The organism is Acinetobacter yuyunsongii (assembly GCF_041021915.1).
In the GTDB taxonomy this organism is placed as follows: Bacteria; Pseudomonadota; Gammaproteobacteria; order Pseudomonadales; family Moraxellaceae; genus Acinetobacter.
In genome coordinates this window covers 2,834,199-2,858,155 of sequence record NZ_CP157435.1, presented here as the reverse complement: position 1 = coordinate 2,858,155, position 23,957 = coordinate 2,834,199, and the positions used below count along the sequence as shown (strand labels likewise).

At 40.9% G+C, this 23,957-nt stretch carries 22 protein-coding genes; 11 read left to right on the top strand and 11 right to left on the bottom strand.

Features of this window, described 5'->3' with window-relative positions; all coding sequences use genetic code 11:
- Positions 1-15: 15 nt before the first annotated feature.
- From phoR to ABLB98_RS13675, 3 genes are all read right to left on the bottom strand, one after another.
- Positions 16-1,374 carry a phosphate regulon sensor histidine kinase PhoR gene (phoR, locus tag ABLB98_RS13685; RefSeq protein WP_348882615.1) on the bottom strand — a complete coding sequence of 453 codons (1,359 nt, stop codon included), beginning with the start codon at positions 1,372-1,374 and terminating at the stop codon, positions 16-18.
- Positions 1,375-1,382: 8 nt separating this feature from the next.
- Positions 1,383-2,093, bottom strand: coding sequence for a phosphate regulon transcriptional regulator PhoB (phoB, locus tag ABLB98_RS13680; RefSeq protein ID WP_004659793.1), 711 nt, complete (start codon positions 2,091-2,093; stop codon positions 1,383-1,385).
- Positions 2,094-2,344: 251 nt separating this feature from the next.
- A complete protein-coding gene (locus tag ABLB98_RS13675; RefSeq protein WP_256414065.1) occupies positions 2,345-3,022 on the bottom strand; it encodes a TetR/AcrR family transcriptional regulator in 678 nt (225 codons plus the stop codon).
- A 305-nt stretch (positions 3,023-3,327) separates the two neighbouring features.
- Between ABLB98_RS13675 and ABLB98_RS13670 the strand changes: the two genes are divergently transcribed.
- Entirely contained in the window at positions 3,328-4,155 is an 828-nt protein-coding gene (locus ABLB98_RS13670) for an SDR family NAD(P)-dependent oxidoreductase (RefSeq protein ID WP_348882614.1), read from the top strand.
- 63 nt (positions 4,156-4,218) lie between these two features.
- Here ABLB98_RS13670 and ABLB98_RS13665 read toward each other — a convergent pair whose 3' ends face one another.
- Positions 4,219-5,586 (bottom strand): MATE family efflux transporter, encoded by a 1,368-nt coding sequence (locus ABLB98_RS13665; RefSeq protein WP_087543542.1) that lies wholly within the window; start codon positions 5,584-5,586, stop codon positions 4,219-4,221.
- 105 nt (positions 5,587-5,691) lie between these two features.
- Positions 5,692-6,846: a methionine aminotransferase gene (locus ABLB98_RS13660; protein ID WP_348882613.1), complete on the bottom strand. Its 1,155-nt coding sequence runs from the start codon at positions 6,844-6,846 to the stop codon at positions 5,692-5,694.
- Positions 6,847-7,164: 318 nt separating this feature from the next.
- On the opposite strand from ABLB98_RS13660, the gene ABLB98_RS13655 reads away from it, so the two are divergent.
- Entirely contained in the window at positions 7,165-7,614 is a 450-nt protein-coding gene (locus ABLB98_RS13655) for a hypothetical protein (protein ID WP_348882612.1), read from the top strand.
- A 37-nt stretch (positions 7,615-7,651) separates the two neighbouring features.
- On the opposite strand, the gene ABLB98_RS13650 is transcribed toward ABLB98_RS13655, so the two are convergent.
- The 3 genes from ABLB98_RS13650 to ABLB98_RS13640 are packed head-to-tail and all read right to left on the bottom strand — an operon-like array spanning position 7,652 to position 10,115.
- A complete protein-coding gene (locus ABLB98_RS13650) occupies positions 7,652-8,959 on the bottom strand; it encodes a DUF445 domain-containing protein (protein ID WP_087543548.1) in 1,308 nt (435 codons plus the stop codon).
- A gap of 18 nt (positions 8,960-8,977) precedes the next feature.
- Positions 8,978-9,535 carry a hypothetical protein gene (locus ABLB98_RS13645; protein WP_348882611.1) on the bottom strand — a complete coding sequence of 186 codons (558 nt, stop codon included), beginning with the start codon at positions 9,533-9,535 and terminating at the stop codon, positions 8,978-8,980.
- Between the two features lie 40 nt (positions 9,536-9,575).
- Entirely contained in the window at positions 9,576-10,115 is a 540-nt protein-coding gene (locus ABLB98_RS13640; protein ID WP_348882610.1) for a DUF924 family protein, read from the bottom strand.
- Positions 10,116-10,317: 202 nt separating this feature from the next.
- On the opposite strand from ABLB98_RS13640, the gene gshA reads away from it, so the two are divergent.
- Both gshA and ABLB98_RS13630 read left to right on the top strand, forming a co-directional pair.
- Positions 10,318-11,895: a glutamate--cysteine ligase gene (gene gshA / locus ABLB98_RS13635; protein WP_348882609.1), complete on the top strand. Its 1,578-nt coding sequence runs from the start codon at positions 10,318-10,320 to the stop codon at positions 11,893-11,895.
- Positions 11,896-11,913: 18 nt separating this feature from the next.
- On the top strand, positions 11,914-12,417 hold the full coding sequence (locus ABLB98_RS13630) for a disulfide bond formation protein B (RefSeq protein WP_005156976.1): 504 nt from the start codon (positions 11,914-11,916) through the stop codon (positions 12,415-12,417).
- Between the two features lie 50 nt (positions 12,418-12,467).
- Here ABLB98_RS13630 and ABLB98_RS13625 read toward each other — a convergent pair whose 3' ends face one another.
- Positions 12,468-13,814 (bottom strand): hypothetical protein, encoded by a 1,347-nt coding sequence (locus ABLB98_RS13625; protein ID WP_005156973.1) that lies wholly within the window; start codon positions 13,812-13,814, stop codon positions 12,468-12,470.
- 261 nt (positions 13,815-14,075) lie between these two features.
- Here ABLB98_RS13625 and ABLB98_RS13620 point away from each other — a divergent pair, with 261 nt between their 5' ends.
- From ABLB98_RS13620 to urtE, 7 genes are all read left to right on the top strand, one after another.
- On the top strand, positions 14,076-14,663 hold the full coding sequence (locus ABLB98_RS13620) for a YqiA/YcfP family alpha/beta fold hydrolase (protein WP_348882635.1): 588 nt from the start codon (positions 14,076-14,078) through the stop codon (positions 14,661-14,663).
- Positions 14,664-14,680: 17 nt separating this feature from the next.
- Entirely contained in the window at positions 14,681-16,564 is a 1,884-nt protein-coding gene (gene parE / locus ABLB98_RS13615; protein ID WP_005156967.1) for a DNA topoisomerase IV subunit B, read from the top strand.
- Between the two features lie 260 nt (positions 16,565-16,824).
- Positions 16,825-18,105: an urea ABC transporter substrate-binding protein gene (gene urtA / locus ABLB98_RS13610; protein WP_348882608.1), complete on the top strand. Its 1,281-nt coding sequence runs from the start codon at positions 16,825-16,827 to the stop codon at positions 18,103-18,105.
- Positions 18,106-18,196: 91 nt separating this feature from the next.
- Positions 18,197-19,819: an urea ABC transporter permease subunit UrtB gene (gene urtB / locus ABLB98_RS13605; protein ID WP_348882607.1), complete on the top strand. Its 1,623-nt coding sequence runs from the start codon at positions 18,197-18,199 to the stop codon at positions 19,817-19,819.
- Positions 19,820-19,823: 4 nt separating this feature from the next.
- Positions 19,824-20,894 carry an urea ABC transporter permease subunit UrtC gene (gene urtC, locus ABLB98_RS13600; protein ID WP_126132081.1) on the top strand — a complete coding sequence of 357 codons (1,071 nt, stop codon included), beginning with the start codon at positions 19,824-19,826 and terminating at the stop codon, positions 20,892-20,894.
- Complete coding sequence (gene urtD / locus ABLB98_RS13595) at positions 20,895-21,722, top strand: urea ABC transporter ATP-binding protein UrtD (RefSeq protein WP_004965001.1); 828 nt, start codon at positions 20,895-20,897, stop codon at positions 21,720-21,722.
- Between the two features lie 9 nt (positions 21,723-21,731).
- Positions 21,732-22,430, top strand: a complete 699-nt coding sequence (gene urtE, locus ABLB98_RS13590; protein ID WP_249570418.1) for an urea ABC transporter ATP-binding subunit UrtE — start codon at positions 21,732-21,734, stop codon at positions 22,428-22,430.
- Between the two features lie 23 nt (positions 22,431-22,453).
- Here the strand turns inward: urtE and ABLB98_RS13585 are convergent, their stop codons facing one another.
- Entirely contained in the window at positions 22,454-23,005 is a 552-nt protein-coding gene (locus ABLB98_RS13585) for an N-acetyltransferase family protein (protein ID WP_348882606.1), read from the bottom strand.
- A 93-nt stretch (positions 23,006-23,098) separates the two neighbouring features.
- Positions 23,099-23,836, bottom strand: coding sequence for an outer membrane protein OmpK (locus ABLB98_RS13580; RefSeq protein ID WP_348882605.1), 738 nt, complete (start codon positions 23,834-23,836; stop codon positions 23,099-23,101).
- Positions 23,837-23,957: the final 121 nt, after the last annotated feature.

Sequence of the window (23,957 nt, the reverse complement as noted above, 5' to 3'; positions counted from 1 at the left end):
AACGTGGATAGCTCTTTATATCATACGATACAAACGTTCTTTGGGAAAGACAGCGGTAAAGGTTGAGCCTTCGTTTTCTTTGGAGCTAATTTCTAAATGGGCACCATGTTGCATTAACACATGTTTGACAATTGCTAAGCCTAAACCTGTCCCCCCTGTCTGACGGCTACGTGCGCTGTCAACACGATAGAAGCGCTCAGTTAAACGGGGTAGATGTTTTGGATTAATGCCAATCCCATTATCTTGTACGGTAAAGTAAGCGTGATCGCCATCTTCATGCCAGCCAATCGTAATAATGCCGCCTTTCGGTGTGTATTTAATTGCATTGGTGATTAAATTACTAAACGCACTGGCAATTTCCATATCAGAGCCGATTAAATCACAATGACTGTCGATATCTAAATTTAAAGTATGACCATAATCGAGATTATAAGCACGCGCATCATCAAATAATTGATTCATCAAATTTGCCATGTCAATAATTTGATTTTTTGCGACTTTTTTATTGTTTTCTAAATTGGATAAAAGCAATAAATCATTCACCAATGCATTCATGCGTTTGGTTTGCGACTGCATTTGGGTAAAAGCACGTTTCCAGCGAGGAGTAATGTCATCTTGATCGATAAATGTTTCGATATAACCACTCAATACGGTGAGCGGTGTACGTAATTCATGAGAAATGTTGTCCACGAAGTCTTTACGCATTTGTTCAAGATTATGTACGCGAGTAGTGTCATATGCCACCAATAAGCGGCTTTCACCACCAAAACGAGTTAACTTGACTTGCACATATCGGTCTTCGTCCATTTGAGCCTGTAAACGGATACCATCAGGTGCTTGATCGATATGATTAAAATATTCAATAAAGCTGGGTTGACGCAAAATAGCCAGTAAATTACGTCCGCGATCTAAAGGATTGATGCCTAATAACTTTTCGGCAGCAGGGTTCCACCATTCAATCTGATGTTGGTCATCAATCAAAACGACAGCTTCCGCTAATGCAACCAGAGATGATTGAGCACGATCAATCAAACCTACCATTTCGGCTTGAACGATACGTTCTTGTCGCTGCGCTCGATAGACATTAAATAATAATGCACCCCAAATACCGCTTAGATTTGGGGGAACATCATAGGGACGATTTGAGATCCACTCATTGACTAAATACAGTGAGCGCAGTTGGAGTATAAAAAAAACGACAAACGCGACAAAAATACAGCTCCAAAAGTATCCAACCCCGAATCCAATTAAGCTCGCAATCAATAAGAAAAAAAGTAGCAGTCTTAGATCTTGTTTTGCAAACGTCCATAAATTGCTGTGACGGAAACGTTGATGTTCACGTGCCAGTTCAGGGACGGGATAAGGTTCATACATAAAGGATTTTAACCTGCTGCTAAATCAGCTCGTGTAGAAAAACGATAGCCTGTGCCACGTACTGTTTGTACAAAACGATCTACGCCGAAAGGTTCTAAGACTTTGCGTAAACGTCGGATATGCACGTCAATAGTACGATCTTCGATATAGACATTACCGCCCCAAACTTGATCCAGTAATTGTGCACGTGTATACGCACGTTCAGGGTGCGTCATAAAGAAAGCCAATAAACGATATTCGGTTGGACCCATATCGAGAATACTGTTCCCAAAGCTCACACGCTGACTGACTGGATCAAGCATTAAGCCATTAGCATCAATGACTTTTTCGCCACTGAGTGCATTTGCACGACGCAATACAGCTTTGATACGAGAAACCAATTCACGTGTAGAGAATGGTTTGGTCATGTAATCATCTGCACCCGCATCTAGCCCTTGCACTTTATGGTCTTCTTCACCACGTGCTGTCAGCATGATGACAGGAATTTCAGCTAAGTTTTCATCACGTTTGAGACGACGGCATAGATCTACACCACTGACACCACCCGGTAGCATCCAATCCAGCAAAATAAGAGCAGGACGCTGATCGACGATAATCTGATGCGCTTGTTTTGCATCCTCAGCTTGTAAACATTGGAAGCCTGCCATATCCAAAGAGGTATGGATCATTTCGCGGATCGGTAGCTCATCATCGACAATTAAAATATAGTCATCTTTCACTGCGCAATACCCTTAAAATCTGTAACGGTGAACCGTTTTGTTGTTATGACAGGCTTATTACAAAGATTAATTATGACAATATCATTGCAAAAGATTTAATAAAGTCGAATTTTAGCAATAAATTGTGACAATTGTAAGGCAGAGGAGTGACCAAATCATGACAAGTTGTTTGCAAATAAAACAAATGAATTCATTTGGTTAATACCATCGAAACCTTTTTATTTTGTTCGTCACAAAACTGTAAAAGGATTTTAATTTTTTTGTGAGGTGGTTTCAATAAATGATAAAAACACAGCACAACAAGCAGATAACACATCTTCTAAGGGCTGTTTAAAACCTTCGGAAACCCAACGAATAATAATATGCGTCACATATCCATTTAAACCTGTTGCCATTAATGAAACTTCTTCACCACTTTGTGGCACATTTGGCATGGTAATCATCATGAATGCTTGAATAATACGATCAAATTGGGTCAAAGTTTCCTGAATCGTGGCTTGATTATGCAGATCTTGAACCAACATGGCATCGATATAAATAATTCGTGCCATACGAGGGTCATCTTTAATTGCACTTAATAATGCGGATAAACCTGCCGTGACCATATTCTTAGGTTCAGGTGCAGCCATGAGCACAGCTTGGGTTAAACAATTTTGCATTTTGCCAATCATTTTTAAGAATACCGTTTGGAAAAGCTCCTCACTTTTCTTAAATGATTCATAAAAATAACGCTCAGTCAGCTTCGCCTCATTACAGACATCTTTGACAGTGACCGAAAAAAAACCCTGTGTACCATAGGTCGCAATGCCTGCTTCAATCAATTTTTCGCGGCGAGCTTCTTTGCGTTCAGTTAAAGAGAGACCTTTAAACTGGCGCTCTTTCGCTTCGGTATTATTTTTCTTGCGTGTCGCTAGATCTTCAGTTGCCATGGAAAAACCGTTCCCTAAAAAGTCTTTAAATCGTATGTCTAAGATTTATTTGCATTTTAAACAGGTCTTGCGAATTTATAATAACTAAATTTCGTAAAACTTATTTCATCGTGTCTAAACATCTTACGTCATGAAATGTAAATAGACCTAATATGACAAGCAATATGTTGGTTATTGCCATTTGTCTTAAAGCTGTAGTGTACTATATTGACAACCTGTATTGTCAAAATTATATTGGTTATAGCTTAAACTGCACATGATCAAGACAAATGTGTGCATATCATTCGAAATACAAAGGATAGGCAATGAAAAATTTTAAAAATAAAGTCGCAGCGATCACAGGTGCAGGTTCTGGGATTGGACAGCAATTGGCAATTTTATTGGCTAAACAAGGTTGCCATTTGTCATTGAGTGATATCAATGAGAAAGGATTAGCGCAAACTGTTGAGTTGGTAAAACAAAATCCAATCAAAATAACGACCAAAGTTCTTGATGTTTCAAACCGTGAAGCGGTGAAGCAATGGGCGCAAGAAACTGTTCAAGATCATGGCTCAGTGAATATGATTTTTAATAACGCAGGTGTGGCACTTGGCTCAACTGTTGAAGGCGCAAGCTATGAAGACTTAGAGTGGATCGTGGGAATTAACTTCTGGGGCGTGGTTTACGGCACCAAAGAATTCTTACCATTCATTAAGCAAACCAAAGATGGTCATATCATCAATATCTCAAGTATTTTCGGTTTAACTTCGCAACCAACACAATCTGCATACAATGCAACAAAATTTGCAGTACGTGGTTTTACTGAATCATTACGTCAAGAACTTGATATTGAAAAGAGTGGCGTAAGTTCTCTTTGCGTACATCCAGGTGGTATCCGTACCAATATCGCAAAAGCTGCCAAAATGAATGACAGCTTAAAGAGCTTGGGCATGGATCCAAATAAATCGATCAAGCAGTTTGATAAATTCTTACGTACACCGCCAGAAGAAGCTGCACGTCAGATTTTAAATGCAGTGTTGAAAGATAAACGCCGTCTGTTAATTGGAACAGATGCTCGTATTGTGGATTCTTTCCAACGTCTATTCCCGACGGGTTATCAACGTATTGCTGCACTTGCAACGAAAATGATGTAAGTTGCAAGCATAAAAAAGCCATTCTTAGAGAATGGCTTTTTTATTTGAGGATCAAAGAAATTTTTAAATAAGGACTTTGATCTTAGTTTTCTTCCAAACGAACTGATAATAAGAGGCTTGTAATATGCATAAGCAGACAAAAGAAAGTGCATAAGCAGTCCAAATGCCCGTTAAGCCCCATAACGAACTAAACCAATAGGCACAAGGAACTTCAATTAGAATAATAGTGAGAATATTAATCATCATGGGAACATTGACGGTTCCACTAGCTCGCATGATTGAAGCAAAAATAGCACTCGCACCGAAGAATAAAATTGACCACAACACAATAAATAAGAGCTGCTGCCCAAGTTCAATGACGCTGTGATCGGTAATAAATAGAGCCATTAAATATTTGGAAAATAAGTAGGCTAAAGTGATCAAACTGCCCGTGAATATGACATTCATTCCCAAAGCGGTTCGTGTGACTTTGGCTAATAGTTCGGGTTTGCCTGCACCAATCGCCTGCGCGGCAAAAATAGAAGCCGCAATTGAAATAGAGAGAGCTGGAAATTGAATATAGTTGAGTACTTGGTTCACTGCACCATATGCTGCGGTCGCATGTGCACCATAATGATTAACCAAACCAATAATGACTAAGCCTGCCAATGAAGTTGTCACCATTTGGATGCCTGTTGGGATACCAAGCTTTAAGATTAGTTTGCTTAGGTTGCTATCGTGACGAATACTTTTCAATAGACGGGCATCTATTTTCAGTGGATGGTTCTTATAATTGAGATAGAAGCTCAGAAAAATAAGGACTGCGGCATATCCCATGATTGTTGCAACAGCAGGCGCGACAATGCCCAGAGCAGGGAATCCAAAATAGCCTTTGAGCAAAACAGGTGTTACCGCCAAACCAATCAAACTGGTTAGGCTCAATGCAATCAATGGTGTCACACTGTCACCGACACCGCGTAAAATCGAAGTATAAATAATATAGACAAACAGTAATGGACTACCCACCAGCATCCATCGAACATAGGGCAAAGAGAGGTGCATGACTTTAGGATCTGTACCTAATAATTGCAAAATATGCTCGGCAAAGCTCCAACCTAAAACAGCAATAATGCTGCCACCAATCAACGTCATAAATAGGGTAGAGCCAATCACACTTCTGACTTTTTCAAGATTTTGCGCACCCCATGCCTGTCCAATCAGTACAGTCGTTCCCGCGGAGATCCCGATCACAAATGCCAATAAAAAGAAAAGAATTGGGAAGAATACAGACACCGCAGCAATCGCATCTACTCCCATCATTTGACCGACAAAGATGGTATTAATCGTTCCTGATAAGTTCTGTAAAATGTTGGTAGCAATCAAGGGAACCAGAAAAACAAAAAATGTTTTCCAGAGATTGGGTTGCATGACCAAAGGTTGGCGTGGTGTCATTCTATTTCCTTCACGCTTCGCCCAGAAACGTTTCTATTTTTTCTTTTTCCACCATACCATCATCGGTCATATTGACGTCATGATTGTTCGGTTTATTTTTGTTGATCAACACTCTGCAAGGATTGCTCCTGCACGTTGTAAAGTTTGATCAGTTTTGGCAAAGCAGAATCGAATCAGGCGTAGTGACTCGGGCGCTTGTTGATAAAAAACGGAAATAGGAATCGCGACAATTTTGTGTTGCTCTGCGAGGAATTGGCACATTTCCACATCATTCAAGTCAGGGCGAATCGCACTATAATCGAGATTTTGGAAATAAGTGCCTTGTGATGGAATAAATTGGAAACGTGAGTTTTGAATTTGGGTATTAAAAAGATCCCGTTTTGCCTGATAAAAGTTCGGGAGTTCCTGAACGTGCTCAGGATGTTGCTGCATATAGTTCGCTAATGCTATTTGGCAAGGTGTGGTTCCGCAAAAATTAGCAAATTGATATATTTGACGAAACAAACGCATTAAATGTGGTGCTGCAACGCAATAACCCGTTTTCCAACCTGTGACATGATAACTTTTTCCAAAAGAACCGATTACATAACTGCGTTCACGTAATTCGGGGAATTGCAGTGCACTAAAATGTTTTTGTCCATCAAAAACGAGATGTTCATAGACCTCATCAGAGAGCACAACGATATTTTTATCTTGAATGAGTTCAATCAGTTGATGCCAGTCTTGTTCTGACCAAATCGCACCAGTCGGATTATGTGGTGTATTGACGATAATCATGCGAGTTTTTGCATTGATACAATCTTTAACTTTTTGCCAATTCACCTGAAATGTTGGTGCTTCTAAATGAATATGAACGGATTTCCCCCCTGCCAGTTGTACTGCAGGGGCATAGCTGTCATAGCTCGGGTCAAAAATAATAACTTCATCATCTGCATGGATACAGGCTTGAATGGCACAAAAAATCGCAATAGTTGCGCCAGGGGTAATGGTGATTTCGGTGACAGGATCGAGTTGCAGTTGGTCTCGCTGTAAAAACTGTTTGGCCAGTTGTTCTCTGAGGACTAAAACACCATCTCCCGCAGGGTATTGGTTATAACCTGAAAGCGTGGCTTGGCTCAGCGCTTCAAGCAATGCAGGTGGAGCAGGGAAATCGGGGAAGCCTTGAGACAGATTCAGTGCATTCAGTCGTTGTGCGAGTTCAGTCATCACGCTAAAAATAGTCACGCCTTGGCTTGGGAGTTTTGACTGAAGCTGCAACATGGTTTTTAACCTGATTGATGTTTTATTTAGGACTGATTGTATCCAGAAAGAGCGGCCTTTTCCAAATTATCGATCTCTAAATAAAAAGAGAGATGTCTCTTATTGGTTTGAAACATGTGTTTCAGATCAAGAGAAATATTGGAATTGTGTCTTAATCAAAACAATACTGACAGAATTGGTCATTTTTTATTGAAAATTGTCTAAAAATTTGTTGTTTTTCATGATGATACGCTATTTTAGTTGCTGCTGTAAAGCGCTATAATTTCCATCGAGGGGTTCAAATTAAATACCAATTATCGTGAAATGGGACATAGAGTAATGGACAGTTTCGATCTAAAAATACGCTACCCACATCATATGGATTTAAAAGATGTAGAGCAGCTTGAGGCACTGAATACCATTGGGGTATTAACTCGTTTTGATAAAATGGGCTGGAAAAAACAATTAAGCCGTTGGCTGCAGCTTGATGGTGCTAGCCCAACGTTTACCATTACCGATGAAAAGACAGAACAGACCATAGAAATCGTATTGAATACCTACGGATCATCTCAGGAACTTAACTTTATCGTCAAGACAGACATTCCAGTGGTTGTCCCTAAAAAACAAATATTTGGATTAGTTACACGACAGGCGAAAGAAAAAGTTCATTTTAAACAACTTTCATTGGTACAAGTGAAAGCCTATCTAACTGCATTTTTAAAACAAGATACAGATACTTTGATTCGTTATTATCAAGAAAGTAAACAGCAACTGGCGCAATCTGCATAACGATGAGGAGCAAATTCCCCCATCGTTCTGTTGCTATTTACAAAACATTTTCAACAATGGCACGAATGATACCCAGCGCCAAACCAATAAACGCCCCGACAATCACGCCATTGACACGGATCATGTGTAAGTCACCACCGACCTCACTTTCGATTTTGGCAATCATTTCGCGTGAATCCCACTCGTGGATACGTTCGCTGATATAACGGATGATCTTGTCGCTGTATTGTTCACTGAAATTCGTCGCTAAGCCGACCATTTTTTCATTCAGAACCTGACGGACTTTTTCATTCTGAATCAAGCTTTCACCAAGCTGTTGTATCGCAGCCTGTAAATTCGTTGCAATACCAGAATTTTCCTGCATTAAATCGGTTTTAATCGCATCACATAAAATTGCCACAGCACCACTAATAAAGTTCAGCACCTGTGGACTGTCCAGCACATCATCCTTGCTCTGATTTAAGCGCTTGCTGGCTTCACTGTTGCTGTCCGCAAGCTGTAACATCAGATTATGCGTGGTGGTCTCAATGTCCTGCCGCCACGGATGTTCAGGGTTAGCCAGCATGGATTCAACTTTTTCAATCAGTGAGTCAATTGTCCGTTGTTGCACATCAATCCCAATCCAGCTTGCGCCTTTGGCTAGTTTCCAAACACCTAATTCTTGGAACAGTTTACGTGATAGATCTCTTGCCTTTTCAGGATGAGAGACCATCCACTCATGCGCTAAATCAAGACCGCGTTGTAATACGTCTTGATGGAAATCATTTTCCAAAACAGCACGTAACATTTCACTGGCGAGTTTATTGATTTTGGTACTGCGTACCCATTGCACACTATTGTTTTGCACAAAGTGGGCAATTTGATCTTGGCTCACAAATTCAAAAATTTTCGGTACAGTATGTTGAATCATCTGTACGACTTGTTGGTTATTTTGAGGGTTGGCTAGCCATTGACCGACGGCCAAACTGAGGTCAGCATTTTTTAAACTGCGTTCAACGATTTGAGGAGATAAAAAGTTTTCTTGTACAAAGCGGCCCATTGATTCTGCAATACGCGCTTTATTCCGTGGAATGATTTCGGTATGGTCACGCAATAGTTTGGGTAAAGGCATTTTTCCAAAAGGATTGCGGAAAAGTACAGTGACAGCGTACCAATCAGCCAGCCCACCAACTACACCTGCTTCCGCACCTAACATAAAAATATGAATGACCCATTTATATTCAGGTAAAAAATGCGCCGCGACCATTAAGCCAATCCATGCTACAACCGCAATGATCAATGCCATAGTGGCGAAGTACTTACTTCTTTGCAGGCTCGGTACGTGAATTTCTTCGACTGAATTCATTGAGTCATCCTTATCAATTTACTTTTTGTTTTGAGGTGGCGCAGGGGGCTGCAACACGTCTCCTGTTGGACTCAATCCGTATTTTTGCCCTAATGATTGCAAAATGAGTTGCGCATCAAAAGCATCAGGTGATTGCTGCTGAGTCTGAAAACACTCGATAGTATACGACACTTGGATTGGATCAAGATTGACCACTTGAGGCATATCATAGAATGGATCAGGCCAAAAGGCAGGATGGCGGCGATAATAACCATATGGGTAATAAGAGGGTGTCGGATAAATCACGGCTTGGCGTTGCGTCTTATGACGTGCATTACTTGGATCATCAACAACGGTAAAATAACGAAAACCGTTTTTGACTGTAGTTTGTGCAGCTTTGAGTAAAGTAATTTCTTCTGCCGTACCATAACTCAAATTATTATCTGCCTGAAAACCGACACGGAACGTTTTATTGTTTAGTGGATAGGCTGTGAACTGCCCGAGTTGATCGAAAGTTTTAGGTTTTGATGGAACAGTTGTACATCCTGCCAGTGTTAATGCAACAAGGAGAGGGGCACATATGAATAAAGATTTCATTTTGCAATTCCTATGTTCAATGTCTCAGGAGACGAGAGACTTAAAAGCTGCTATTCGGTTCTGTTAAAAAGGTCTGTTCTTCAGGTGTCGAGCTTCGACCTAAGATGGCATTACGATGTGGATAACGGCCAAAACGGTCAATAATCACTTTATGCTTTTTTTCAAAGCTCAAATTAATTTCGTTCCCTAAACGTTGGAACAGTTTTAAAGCAAACTCGTGCATTAATTTAGATTCACTATGCATAAATGGCATATATAAAAATGAGCGTTGTTCGGGATTCAGTTGAGCATCGAGTTGTAAACTAATTGCTTCTTGAGCAAGCATCAATGCCATGCTGTCATAGGCAAAAGCTTGCGCTTGATCACGATATAAGTTGCGAGAAAATTGATCCAACACAATGATTTCGGCTAAACGACCTTCTGGTGTGTGTCGCCAAGACCAAAGCTCTGCTTGGGTCGCTTGATGGTGAATTATTTGAAATTGGTCGCGAATTTTTGCATCAAATTCATCACTTTTGGCAAACCAAAGCGAGCGATGCTCAGGGTCAAACCAGAAGTTAATAATGTCCTGCGCTTGCATAGTTCAGTGCTCATGGGAAGATTTATTTTTTAATAAAATCACAATTTCAGCATGTCTTATATAACAAGATTGTGTTAAAAATTGCCAAACTAAACCAATGCAATCAGGTGACTAGATCACAATTGTCGTTATAATTGGCAGAATAACCAAGTCGCGACCATTCATGTGGTTGGCTGATCTTAAATAAGCGAGCATATAAATTATGAATCAACCCAGCATACATTCTTCCTCTGTGATACCGACTTGGGTAGATGCTTCGCTATTCAAGGGGATGCTACGCGGCATTGAACGCGAAAGTTTACGTATGCAAAGCAATGGATTTTTATCACAAAAAAATCATCCAGAAGCTTTAGGTTCTGCACTAACACATCCGCATATCACGACAGATTATTCAGAAGCATTGATGGAGTTTATTACTACACCGAAAACAACCATCGTGGCTGCATTAGATGAATTAAGAGATATTCATAGCGTGGTACATCAGCAGCTAGAAGAAGGCGAAAGATTATGGCCACTGTCCATGCCGTGTATGTTGGATGATAATGAAGAAAATATCCGATTAGCACAGTACGGCATTTCTAATATTGGCCGCTTTAAAACCTTATACCGTCATGGTTTAGGTGTACGTTATGGTCGCCGTATGCAAACGATTTCGGGCGTGCATTACAACTTATCTTTCCCGGATCAATTGTTTGCAGTATTGCGACAACATGAAACCAAGCCAGAATTAAAACAACTCAGTTTGCAGGATTATCGTAGCCATCGTTATTTTGGCCTGATTCGGAACTTTATCCGACTTACCCCTTTAGTGATGTATCTGTTGGGTGCAAGCCCGTCGGTCTGCCGCTGTTTCCTAACAGGCCGTGAACATCATCTACAGCCACTGGTCAAGGGCACTCTCTATTTACCTGAGGCAACTGCCTTACGCATGGGGCGTTTGGGCTATCAAAATTCAGCTCAAAAAGAATTAGGTATTCATTACAACGATCTACACGATTATCTTGATGGATTACAAAAAGCGGTACATACCCCTTATCCTGAATTTACCGATTTAGGTTTAAATGACGAACAGGGTGAGCCGATTCAAATCAATGATCACGTGCTCCAAATCGAAAATGAATACTACAGTCTAGTTCGTCCGAAACAAGTACCACAAGCAGGTGAAACCCCATCACAAGCATTGAAGAATCGTGGTGTTGGCTATGTAGAATTACGTGCCGTAGATGTAAACCCTTATAGTGCGATTGGAATTGATGAAATTTCAGCGGGTTTTCTTGAAAGTTTAGCATTGTATTGTTTATTAAATGACAGTCCTGATTTATTTGCTGATGAACAGGAACAGATTGATCATAATCAAACTGAAGTGGTCAATCGTGGACGTGCAGTAGATGCTAAAATTATAGAAGGTGAAACAATAGTTTCACTGCATGATTGGGCACAACGTCATTTAAATGCGATTCAAGACTGCGCTACTTTGTTAGATCAAATGGATGGTTCACAGTTATATTCTGAGGCAATCCAAGTGATGCAGCAGCGTTTAGATCATGTTGAAAATACCCTTTCCGCGCATGTGATTAAAGATACTTTGGATAATGGAGGGACATGGAGCTTCGGGAGTGTCATGGCTCAACAACATGTCAATCGTTATGAGCAACATCAGCTGAGTGCAGAAAGAGAACAATATTTTGCAGAATTAGCGCAAACATCGTTGCAAAAACAAGCGCAACTTGAACAAGATAACGACATCAGCTTTGAACAATATCTTGCGCAATACCGTTAAAATTTTAGAGGACTTCCCATGCGATGGACTTACCGCTTAGTTAGTGCATTATTGGTACTAACGAGTATTATTGGTATCTCGTTTGCGTTGTATTTAGAACATGTGCAAGGTTTAGAGCCTTGCCCACTGTGTATTTTCCAACGTATTGGCTTAATTGGAATGGGATTGATTGCGTTAGTCGCATTTATTCATAATCCGATTTCAAATGGTTTTAAACGTTTTTATGCACTATTAGCAACCTTATCCATCGGTTGGTCAGTGGGCGTGGCATCTCGTCATGTTTGGCTACAGCATTTACCACCTGATAAGGTACCAAGTTGTGGTCCAGGCTTGGACTATTTAGTTGATGCATTGCCAATGAAAGCGGTATTTCAGGAAGTGCTTTCAGGTTCAGGCGAATGTGCAGCAATAGATTGGACTTTCTTAGGACAATCTCTACCCGTGTGGTCGTTGCTGTATTTTAGTTTGATCTTATTGGTATGTTTGTGGCAGTTGTTTAGACATTATAGTGTTGCTAAATAATAAAAAAAGCCAACGATACGTTGGCTTTTTTTAGATCAAGAAGACTGACATCAGGTTTCTACGATGCCATCTAAATCATCAAAAGTATAATTATTCGGAACATTGATTAAATGTGTTTGGATACCTTCCTCAACGACTTCGTCAACATCGGGATATAACCAACGTGTAATCTGTTCAGCAACACTCGAATGGTACTGAATTTCAAAATGGTTTAAACCATAGAATACGGCTTTATGGGTTTCTGGTAATTTGAGTTGGAAGCGTGGATTTTGATGTTCACCTAGCGCACTTTCCACACTGACCAAATAATCGCCAATGACAGAGAGTGCTTTATTACGCAATTTCTCAAATTCTAAAGTACCTGCGATTAAGAAGGTATTGATATGAGAGGGTAATGGTGCAGGTTTACGATTATCATCAGCAAAGCCAATACGTGCATTATTATGTTCCCAATCGTCATCTCGAACACTGCCATGACGCAAATCTAAAATACCATTACTACGAATGTTGATCAGTTGACCAATTAAGCTAATAAAAGGGAACGCGCCCAATTTATCTTGCAAAATAAAACCAAAGCGTTCTAGCGCCGCACCATGATGTGGCGAACCAATACAAACTAAATTCTCAACCATATGCACCCATTGATAGAGATTCTGTTTGCCATAAAATAGGGCACTACGAGAAACCAAGCCACCCATACTATGTCCGATTAAATCAATGCTGGTGATTCTTGGATTTCGTTGTACTAAATCTTCAAGTACATTGGCAAAGCTTCGACCATTTGCAGAAATACGACGCCCTGTATTGTAGTTCAGATATAACATGGTGTTGTTGTCCCGTTGCGCAAGCAGACGTTCACCAATTCCACCATAACGGCTATTTGACCAGCTGAGATGATTCATACACAGACCATGTGTAAGAATGACAATACGACCAGTTAATTCACCTTGTTGTAATGATCCATAATGATCATAAAGCACCATAGGTAAAGCCATTGGGTTGTGTTGTTTTAAGAAAAAGTCTCCAAAAATCCCGTTTAATGCACCCACCACGAAATGCAGTGTTGGTGTCAGGGGTTTATCATGCAGCACAGGGAATTTTTCAATAATATGACGTAAACTTGGTGCAAGAAAACTGCTACCGTACTTCTGTAATGTGTCATAAGAAAATTGATAAAATTTTTGTAACTGTGGAAGTTTCTGTAAATTTTTAGCTTTTTGTGCGCTTAAACCAAGTGTTGTCCGTAACACTTCTGTTTGCACTAATTGCACCAATTCGTGAACACCACTTAAGCTCGTGCTCACAACTTGCGCCAAACCTTCCAAAACATCTGCCTGACTCGGGGGTGTACTGTCCCATTTGCAGTAGGTTTCATGCAGAGGCGTTAAACTTGGCATATTGATTTCCCCATCCTTGATATATACCGAAGGTTTGAAGTAATTGACTTAATATTCTTTAGATAAACTACAACAAACGCTTACATCTTATGCGTTTCATAAGTAATTTTTTTAGAATACTGATGAACGGAGTACACTATCGTTTTTTGTGTCAGACAATATCAAGCTTAAATGTAATTTATATTGTTATTTATTTATCTATTAACCTAAATAATGTGATTTATTTGATAATAAGTCAAGCTGTTGTCTATTATGGTGCGTATGCAAATTATTTATTTACATGGCTTTCAAAGCAGCCCCATGTCAAAAAAGGGGCAACAATTAGAACAATATTGCACAAATGTTGAGCATGCTGATGTGCATTTACCTGATTTGAATAAACCGCCTGAACACGTTTTAAGAGATATTTCTAAGCTGATTGAAAGTTTACCACTCGATCAAGTGAGATTGGTTGGAAGTAGCTTAGGGGGATTCTATGCGACATATCTTGTCGCAAAATATGGATGCCCTGCTGTACTGATTAATCCTGCTATGCGACCATGGCAGTTATTCGAAGATTTATTCGGGATTGAACAAATCCCACTCAAAGTCACTGATTCATGGACACTCGATGCCGACCAATTGCAGCAATTACAATCAATTGCTGACACGAAGTTAAAGCATGCTGATAAAATTCTTGTACTGTTGCAACGAGGTGACGAAGTCTTGGATTATCGTCAAGCACAACGTTATTATAATGCAGCACAGCCATCCGCATTGATTTTAACCGACGCTGATGGTAATCATGCAATGGATGATTTTGAAGAAAAATTACCTTTCGTACTCCGATTTTTATCGACAGCCCTCTAATAAGGAAGTCAGACCCAGTGACACAATACACGGCACAATCCCTTGAAGTTCTTTCAGGTTTAGATCCTGTTCGTCGTCGTCCCGGTATGTATACCGATACCTCACGTCCAAACCATTTGGCGCAAGAGGTGATTGACAATGCGGTGGATGAAGCACTTGCAGGACATGCCAATCAAATTTGTGTCACCGTATATGAAGATGGTTCATTGTCAGTCGAAGATAATGGACGAGGTATGCCAGTCGATATTCATCCTGAATATGGACAAAGTGGTATCGAAATTATTTTGACCAAATTACATGCAGGCGGAAAATTCAGTACCGATAATTACCAATTTTCTGGTGGTTTACATGGTGTCGGTATTTCTGTCGTGAATGCTTTATCAACACGCGTTGAGGTTGCGGTACAACGCCAAGGTAACTTGTATCAAATGGCGTTTGAACAAGGTGAACCTGTTGCACCATTATCGGTGTTAGAAGGTAAAGTTGCGAAACGTGCGACAGGAACAACCGTTCGCTTTTGGCCAGAAGCAAAATACTTTGATAGTCCAAAATTTGCACTAAAAGCATTGAAGCATAATTTGAAAGCTAAAGCCGTTTTAGCGGCAGGTTTAAAAATTATTTATGACGATAAAATTAATAACGAAAAAATTGAATGGCAGTTTGAAAATGGTCTAGTCGACTATTTAATGGATGAACTCGAGGATCGAGAGATTCTACCTGATCCTGCCTTTGTCAGTAGTGGACAAGCAGAGCGAGCAGCTTGTGAATTTGCGATCTGTTGGAATGTCGAGGGGGGTGAGCAGATTCAGGAAAGCTACGTCAACCTGATTCCAACCGCGCAAGGTGGAACCCATGTCAATGGATTGCGTGCAGGGGTCACGGAGGCGTTACGAGAGTTCTGTGAATTACGCAATTTATTACCACGTAATATGAAACTTTCGGCAGAAGATGTTTGGGATGGGGTCAATTTCATTCTATCGCTGAAATTCCAAGAACCTCAATTTTCGGGGCAGACCAAAGAGCGTTTATCCAGTCGTGAAGCCTCCAATATTGTGCTGAATATCGCCAAAGATGCCTTTGCTTTATGGTTAAATCAACATGCTGAGATTGCAACGCAGTTAGCTGAAATGGCAATTGCTAAAGCTGGACGTCGCTTAAAAGCAGCGAAAAAAGTGGAGCGTAAAAAGATCGTCTCTGGTCCTGCGTTACCTGGAAAACTGGCAGATTGTGTCGGTTTAACGCGCGAAGACAGCGAATTATTTATTGTCGAAGGTGATTCGGCAGGTGGAAGTGCTAAACAAGCGCGTGACAAAAATTTCCAAGCGATTATGCCGATTCGTGGAAAAATCCTGAATACTTGGGAAGTGTCTTCGGATGAAGTGCTGGCCTCGCAGGAAGTGCATGATATTGCGATTGCCATAGGGGTTGATCCAGGCAGCGATGACCTATCTGAATTACGTTATGGCAAAATCTGTATCCTTGCCGACGCAGATTCGGATGGTCTACATATCGCGACATTACTCTGTGCATTGTTTGTGAAACATTTCCCGACTTTAGTTGAAGATGGTCATTTGTTTGTCGCAATGCCACCACTGTATCGTATTGATATTGGTAAAGATGTTTATTATGCGCTAGATGATAGTGAACTCGAAAGCATTTTGAAAAAAGTGAAAGGTAATAAAAATCCGCAAATCACTCGATTTAAAGGATTGGGTGAGATGAATGCGAGTCAATTGCGTGAAACCACAATGGACCCAAATACGCGCCGTTTAGTCCAACTTGATTTGGATGATGCGCATTTTACCGCAGGGTTATTAGATAAATTGCTGGCAAAAAAACGTTCGAGTGATCGTAAGCATTGGTTAGAACAGAAAGGTAATTTAGCGGATATTGTGGTTTAAACGATTAGTTAAATGGATGAGTCAGCCAAGCTTGCATGCTTGGCTTTTCTTTATCTAGGGTCTAGCCATATTTAGGATAAATTAATCTGCATCATTTTAGTTCATCTCGTTCTTTTTGTATGCAATGTTGTATACAAGATTGGATTCTTATTTATTTTATTTAATAAATATTAAAATAAAACAATAGCTTAAATTGTTGGCATAAAAATTGAATAACTCCACTCAGTAAAAATCAAAAGATCAATCTGTGGAGAACAAAGATGCAAAACAAATTAATGTCAATGTCCGTTCTTATGGCAGCGATGATGGGGGTAGGACTGGTCGGTTGCTCAAAACCAACCGAAAAAACAGAACAAACAAAAACTGAAACGAAAGCGGCACCTGCAGCAAGTGGCGATACGATTAAGGTGGGGATTTTACATTCACTCTCTGGCACGATGGCAATTTCTGAGACCTCTCTGAAAGATACTGCATTGATGACCATTAATGAAATCAATGCCAATGGCGGGGTGATGGGTAAAAAACTCGAACCTGTCATTGTTGACCCAGCATCAGATTGGCCGCTATTTGCTGAAAAAGCACGTCAGTTAATTACTCAAGACGAAGTTGCCGTTATTTTCGGTTGCTGGACATCAGTATCACGTAAGTCGGTTCTTCCTGTGGTTGAAGAGTTAAATGGTTTATTGTTCTATCCAGTGCAATATGAAGGTCAGGAACAGTCTAAAAATATTTTCTATACAGGTGCAGCACCGAATCAGCAAGCCATTCCTGCGGTGGAATATTTAATGGGTGATGAGGGCGGTAAAGCACAACGTTTTGTTTTACTCGGTACAGATTACGTCTACCCACGCACCACCAATAAAATCCTGCGTGCTTTCCTGAAGTCTAAAGGTGTTGCCGATGCAGACATCATGGAAGAGTACACGCCATTTGGTCATAGCAACTACCAAACTATTGTTGCCAATATCAAGAAATTCTCCGCAGGTAAAAAGACTGCGGTGATCTCCACCATCAATGGCGATTCCAACGTTCCTTTCTATCGTGAGTTAGGCAACCAAGGTATTAAAGCTTCTGATATTCCAGTGATGGCTTTCTCAGTTGGCGAAGAAGAATTACGTGGAATTGATACCAAACCATTGGTGGGTCATTTAGCGGCATGGAACTATTTCATGTCAGTTAAAAATCCGAAAAACACCGAGTTTGTGAATAAATTCAAACAGTATGCAGTGGAATACAAGCTTCCAAATGCCGACAAAGTTGTGACCAACGATCCGATGGAAGCGACCTATGTGGGTATCAATATGTGGAAACAAGCGGTTGAAAAAGCAGGTACAACGGACGTTGATAAAGTTCGTGATGCGATGGCGGGTCAAACTTTTGCTGCACCATCGGGTTATACCCTCAAAATGGATGAAACCAATCACCATTTACATAAGCCTGTGATGATTGGGCAAATTCGTGGTGATGGGCAATTTGATGTTGTTTATAAAACGCCTCAAACCATCAAAGCTGAGCCTTGGAGCCCATATATTCCTAAATAATTTTCCTATGCAACCTGCTGTTTCGGCAGTAGGTTTTTCTTAGTTTTATTTCTTGTTGATTGGTTTAAATAGAAAATATAAGGGGAGTCTTATGGCGAAACACTATGTTTTGGCAATGCTCTGCATCATGGCTCAGATCATGTTTAATCCTGCATGGGCAGAAGTTACTTCACCAACAATTGTGACGTCTACAACTTCTCAGGATGCCATCCAAACTTTTGTTAAATCTGACTTTGCTACTCGCCGTGCCATGTTGAATCAATGGCCAGCCAGTATTGAGCAACTCGATCAGTTGGTGGCATATATTGATCAAAATGAGTTATATAGTGATAGTTCAGGCAATACTTATATTCTAAAAAACGATGAAGAATTATTAAGTTACCCACAACTACAAGTCGTCGAAACTTGGCCTTCAGACTTGTCTCAAGTGACTTTGGTCAATACTTTGCGTAAGGCGCTGAACTTTGGACAAGCCAAAGTTAAATTGAATTCTGATGATGCATCACAACGTTTAGCCGCTGTTGATATTTTAGAAAATAACTTGGATGAGCTTGATGTCGCAACGATCAAACAACTCTATCTCAATGAAAAAAGTGAAGGTGTTAAAGCCCGTTTAGCACAACTGAAAGCACGTTTAGATTTTAATAGCTCAGATGAGTTTACCAAGATCGAAGCGGTAAAAGTTTTGGCAGATTCGAACCGTCCAGATGTATTGGCTTTAATCAATCAAAGTTTAGAACAACCACAAAATAATCCCGCATTGAAAGCAGCTTTAATTGAAGCACAAAATAAAATTAAAACACGTATTCAAATGAGTGAATGGTCAGGGCATGTATTTTCGGGTCTCAGTACCGCTAGTATTTTACTTTTAGCAGCGCTTGGTCTTGCGATCACATATGGTTTGCTTGGTGTCATCAATATGGCACATGGTGAACTCATCATGATCGGTGCTTATACCACTTACGTCATTCAAAGTTTTTTTAAAACGCACTTTGCAGGCTTAGTCGATTGGTATTTATTGGCTGCGATTCCTGCTGCATTTCTGGTGAGTGCGTTGATCGGCATGTTGATTGAACGTACTGTGATTCGCCCGCTTTATGGTCGCCAATTGGAAACATTATTGGCAACTTTTGGGGTGAGCTTAATCTTGATGCAATCGGTTCGCATGATCTTTGGGGCACAGAACGTTGAAGTGTCGAATGTCGCATGGCTCAGTGGCGGTATTGCCCTAACACCGAGCCTGATGTTGCCATATAACCGTATTGCGATTATTGGTTTTACTGTGGCGGTCTTACTGCTTCTAGTTTTCTTATTAAACAAAACCCGTTTCGGATTATTTGTTCGTGCTGTGACACAAAACCGTCAAATGGCGCGTGCCGTGGGCATTCGTTCTGCACGTATCGACATGATGGCATTTGGCTTAGGTTCTGGCTTAGCTGGATTGGCAGGTTGCGCGCTAGCACAAGTAGGGAATGTCGGGCCTGACCTCGGACAAAACTACATTATTGATGCTTTCCTTGTTGTTGTGGTTGGCGGCGTGGGGCAAGTGTGGGGTGCGGTACTTGCAGCCTTAGGTTTAGGGATTAGCGGTACAGTTCTAGAGATTGGTCTAGGTGCGGTTTTAGCAAAAATTATTCTCTTGGTTCTTGTGATTTTGTTTATCCAAAAGCGTCCACAAGGTTTGTTTGCCATCAAAGGTCGTTTCGTGGAGTAAGCCAATGAAAATCACTTCTTTATTTGCAGATAAACCGTATAGCGCAATTGCGATTGCCATTTGTTTTGCCGTGTTATTGAGCTTACCTTGGTTACATCTGTTATCCCCTGATTCAGCATTTTATCTGTCTGCGTATTGGATCACGTTGATTGGCAAAATCATGTGCTTGGCTTTGGTCGCATTGGCACTGGATTTAGTGTGGGGCTATGCAGGGATTTTAAGCTTGGGGCACGGTTTGTATTTCGCCCTCGGTGGTTATGCCTTTGGCATGTATTTGATGCGTGAATCCGCAGGCGATGGCTTACCTGATTTCATGCGCTTCCTCAGTTGGACAGAACTCCCTTGGTATTGGGTGGGGACTGAGCACTTTGCTTGGGCGATGATCTTGGTTTTATTTGTGCCTGCCTTAGTTGCTTTTATTTTTGGTTTCTTTGCTTTCCGCTCAAAAATCAAGGGTGTGTATTTCTCAATTATTACCCAAGCCATGACCTTTGCAGCGGCACTCTTGTTCTTCCGCAATGAGACGGGTTTTGGTGGTAACAATGGCTTTACGGGTTTTAAAACCTTACTCGGTTTTGATATCACTTCTGCGCCAATGCGTGCCAGTTTATGTTTTGTCACCGCTTTGGTTTTGATGCTGTGCTTTATCGGCTTACGTCAACTGATGAATCGTCCTTATGGCCGAGTGCTTGGCGCGATTCGTGACAGCGAAAACCGTTTGCAATATTTGGGTTATCGCACGTTGTGGTACAAGCTTTCAGCATGGGTATTGTCGGCTGTGATCGCAGGTATCGCAGGGGCGTTGTATGTGCCACAGGTCGGTATCATTAACCCAAGTGAAATGAATCCAGTCAATTCGATTGAAATGGCAGTGTGGGTTGCAGCAGGGGGGCGTGGCACCTTGATTGGACCGATTCTTGGTGCAGGTTTAATCAATGCTGTGAAGACTTATTTTACAGTAGCAGCACCAGAAGCATGGTTATTGATCTTAGGCGCTTTATTTATCGTGGTGACGATTTTCTTACCGAAAGGTGTGATTGGATTATTTGACCGTTTTAAAAAGGAGAGCAATTAAATGAGTGATTTATTCCTAGACTCAGCTCAACATGGCGGTCAACTCGGCGAGGGTTATGGACGTGCCAAAACTGAGGGCGCAGATTTTAGTCACGGGATTGCCTTGTATTTAGAAAAAGTCAGTGTCTGGTTTGATTCGTTTCGTGCTTTAAATGATTTATCACTGTACATCGCTGAAGGTGAATTACGCTGCATCATTGGACCAAATGGTGCGGGGAAAACCACACTAATGGATGTGATTACAGGGAAAACGCGTCCAACCACGGGCACTGCTTTTTTTGGTCAAAACTATGATCTTGCCAAAATGAGTACCGAGGAAATTGCGGAAGCAGGGATTGGGCGCAAATTTCAAAAACCAACGGTATTTGAAAATTTCACTGTGATGGAAAATTTATTGCTCGCTGCACCACACGATAAGCGAGTGAAAAAAAGTTTGTTTAGCCGACTTGATCCAGAAGCACAGTTAGCACTGGAGGAAAGTTTGGAGCAAATTCGCTTAAAGGAATTTGTAAAAAAGCCCGCAGGATTATTATCTCATGGTCAAAAGCAGTGGTTAGAAATCGGTATGTTATTGATGCAACGTCCGAAGCTGATTTTATTGGATGAGCCTGTGGCGGGTATGACCGATGCGGAAACAGAACGCACCGCTGAATTGTGTTTAGAACTTAAAAAGAATCACACCTTAGTAGTGGTCGAGCATGACATGAGCTTTATTGACACTATCAGCGAGAAAGTTACGGTATTGGCGCAAGGCGCAATTTTGGCAGAGGGCACATTGGCAGAGGTACAAGCCAATGAAGATGTGATTGAAAAGTATTTGGGACGCTAGGAGACTGCCATGTTAGAAGTGAAAGAAGTTAACCAGTTTTATGGTGGTAGTCATATTTTGCGTGATGTGTCTTTATCTGCGCCTGTGGGGGAGTGCAGTGTTGTTTTAGGGCGTAATGGCGTAGGTAAAACCACGTTGCTGAAATGCTTGATGGGGATTTTACCGATTAAATCAGGACAAATTTTGTTAGACGGCAAAGATATTGCCAAGATGTCGCCTGAGCAACGAGTACGTGCAGGATTGGCCTATGTACCGCAAGGACGAGATATTTTTTCAACCTTGACGGTAGAGGAAAACATCCTGATTGGCATGGCAAAATTTTCAGGCGCAAAAACCCGAAAAGTACCGAGTCATCTCTACGAAATTTTTCCTGTCTTGGATGAAATGAAGCATCGCCGTGGTGGAGATTTGTCAGGTGGTCAGCAACAGCAGCTTGCGATTGCTCGAGCGTTGGCTTCTGAGCCGAGTGTCTTGATTTTGGATGAGCCAACTGAGGGGATTCAGCCGTCAATCATTAAAGATATTGGTCGGGTCATTCGTAAATTAGCAGATCAAGGGGAAATGGCGATCGTTTTAGTTGAGCAGTTTTATGATTTTGCTGAAGAGCTTGCAGATAACTATACGGTGATGGCGCGTGGACAAGTGATCGCACAGGGACAAGGTGCGGAAATGCCTGAAAAGGGTATAAGGGAGTTGGTGGCAATTTAATAAAAGCCTCGTAAGAGGCTTTTTTATTGAGTAGTTGAAAGTTGTAGCTGCATCCAAACCAAGTCACGCCATTGTCCAAATTTTTGTCCGACTTGTGGCATATAACCTGTTTGTACAAAACCAAGCTGTTCATGTAGCACAATTGAACCCATATTTTCACTATCAATCGCAGCCACCATGATATGCATGTTTTGTTGTATCGCGAGATGGATCAGTTGTTTCATCAAAGCTTTGCCTAGACCTTGACGTGCGTAGCTTGGATCAACAAAAACAGAATGTTCGATACTCTGACGATAGCCGCTAATCCTACGAAATGCAGCATAGTAGGCATAGCCAGCAACTTTATTATGGTGTTGGTCTTCAACCACAATCATTGGGAATTGCTGCTGTTGCATGTCTTGAAAACGTTGTTGATATTGTTCTAAAGCAACAGCTTGATGATTCCAGTTGGCTGTACCTGTCAGGATTTCATGATTATAAATCGTAAGAATCTGTTCCAAATCATTTAGTGTGGCAAAACGAATTTGATAAGGTGAATGCAAAGAACGCGCTGCAAGCTTAAGTTTGAATGGCATGGATGAATTAATGAAAGTTCACATATTCTGAATATGCGTGATTGCAAAAAAAACAGCAAGACTAAGCTTGCTGTTTTTCAATTGATTGACTGTTTAGAAGTGGTATTTAACCAAGGCGCTGACATTGTTTTCATCGCGGTTTTTCATACCAAACTTGTTATTCCAAACAGAATGTTCTACACCTAAATATAAGCGTGTTTCAGGTGAAATATGTTTGCCAACATTCCACTTATATTGTGTGGTCCAGTTGAGTTCACTTTCATGATGCTCCTTACCATCGTGGGCAGCACTTGACCAGTCAAGGAAACCATCGACCAAGAAATCTTCAGTGGATACTTTAAATGGCAATGCATAGGCAATCGTCATTTGATAGTCATCAGCGGTTTTTTCATTATTAGCACGGTAGAAGTTTACATTCGCATATTGGAAATATGGAATTGCTAAATCAAAGCCTACACCGTACAAGAAGTTGTCAAAACTAGAAAAGTCATCGTTATTGCTTTCCCATGTTGTTGAGATCAACACATCTTTGACTAGGCCGAAAGCAAGTTTTTGACCAGAAATTTCGCCTAAGCTCAAACGAGGAGAAAGTTCGAAATAGGTACTTTTATGATCGTCACCACCACGCATACGATCCATAAAGAAGAATACGTCGGCATATTGTACTTTTGCAGCGTATTCGACAGTTAAAGTCGTTTGTTTTTCATCGACAACTTCATAGTTCTCACCGTATAAACCAGTGAGGCTAAAATCTTGCCAAATAGGCTTTGCCTGAACGAAAGCTGCTGTAGATACCAATAAACAAGTCGCTGCAAGTTGCTTCAATTGCATTTAAAAAATTCCCCCCAAAAATGGCGTGTCAAGCATACAAGGAATTAAGCAAAAATAAAGCCAAATTTGACCAGATGCTCAAAAGAATTGTATAGAACCGACCAAAAGAAAAAAGCCAATG

Bases quoted from the DNA above. Each gene is read 5' to 3' on its own strand.
- phoR (WP_348882615.1), bottom strand. From the start codon at position 1,374: ATGTATGAACCTTATCCCGTCCCTGAACTGGCACGTGAACATCAACGT.
- ABLB98_RS13675 (WP_256414065.1), bottom strand. From the start codon at position 3,022: ATGGCAACTGAAGATCTAGCGACACGCAAGAAAAATAATACCGAAGCG.
- ABLB98_RS13670 (WP_348882614.1), top strand. From the start codon at position 3,328: ATGAAAAATTTTAAAAATAAAGTCGCAGCGATCACAGGTGCAGGTTCT.
- ABLB98_RS13665 (WP_087543542.1), bottom strand. From the start codon at position 5,586: ATGACACCACGCCAACCTTTGGTCATGCAACCCAATCTCTGGAAAACA.
- ABLB98_RS13660 (WP_348882613.1), bottom strand. From the start codon at position 6,846: ATGTTGCAGCTTCAGTCAAAACTCCCAAGCCAAGGCGTGACTATTTTT.
- ABLB98_RS13655 (WP_348882612.1), top strand. From the start codon at position 7,165: ATGGACAGTTTCGATCTAAAAATACGCTACCCACATCATATGGATTTA.
- ABLB98_RS13650 (WP_087543548.1), bottom strand. From the start codon at position 8,959: ATGAATTCAGTCGAAGAAATTCACGTACCGAGCCTGCAAAGAAGTAAG.
- ABLB98_RS13645 (WP_348882611.1), bottom strand. From the start codon at position 9,535: ATGAAATCTTTATTCATATGTGCCCCTCTCCTTGTTGCATTAACACTG.
- ABLB98_RS13640 (WP_348882610.1), bottom strand. From the start codon at position 10,115: ATGCAAGCGCAGGACATTATTAACTTCTGGTTTGACCCTGAGCATCGC.
- gshA (WP_348882609.1), top strand. From the start codon at position 10,318: ATGAATCAACCCAGCATACATTCTTCCTCTGTGATACCGACTTGGGTA.
- ABLB98_RS13630 (WP_005156976.1), top strand. From the start codon at position 11,914: ATGCGATGGACTTACCGCTTAGTTAGTGCATTATTGGTACTAACGAGT.
- ABLB98_RS13625 (WP_005156973.1), bottom strand. From the start codon at position 13,814: ATGCCAAGTTTAACGCCTCTGCATGAAACCTACTGCAAATGGGACAGT.
- ABLB98_RS13620 (WP_348882635.1), top strand. From the start codon at position 14,076: ATGCAAATTATTTATTTACATGGCTTTCAAAGCAGCCCCATGTCAAAA.
- urtA (WP_348882608.1), top strand. From the start codon at position 16,825: ATGCAAAACAAATTAATGTCAATGTCCGTTCTTATGGCAGCGATGATG.
- urtB (WP_348882607.1), top strand. From the start codon at position 18,197: ATGGCGAAACACTATGTTTTGGCAATGCTCTGCATCATGGCTCAGATC.
- urtC (WP_126132081.1), top strand. From the start codon at position 19,824: ATGAAAATCACTTCTTTATTTGCAGATAAACCGTATAGCGCAATTGCG.
- urtD (WP_004965001.1), top strand. From the start codon at position 20,895: ATGAGTGATTTATTCCTAGACTCAGCTCAACATGGCGGTCAACTCGGC.
- urtE (WP_249570418.1), top strand. From the start codon at position 21,732: ATGTTAGAAGTGAAAGAAGTTAACCAGTTTTATGGTGGTAGTCATATT.
- ABLB98_RS13585 (WP_348882606.1), bottom strand. From the start codon at position 23,005: ATGCCATTCAAACTTAAGCTTGCAGCGCGTTCTTTGCATTCACCTTAT.
- ABLB98_RS13580 (WP_348882605.1), bottom strand. From the start codon at position 23,836: ATGCAATTGAAGCAACTTGCAGCGACTTGTTTATTGGTATCTACAGCA.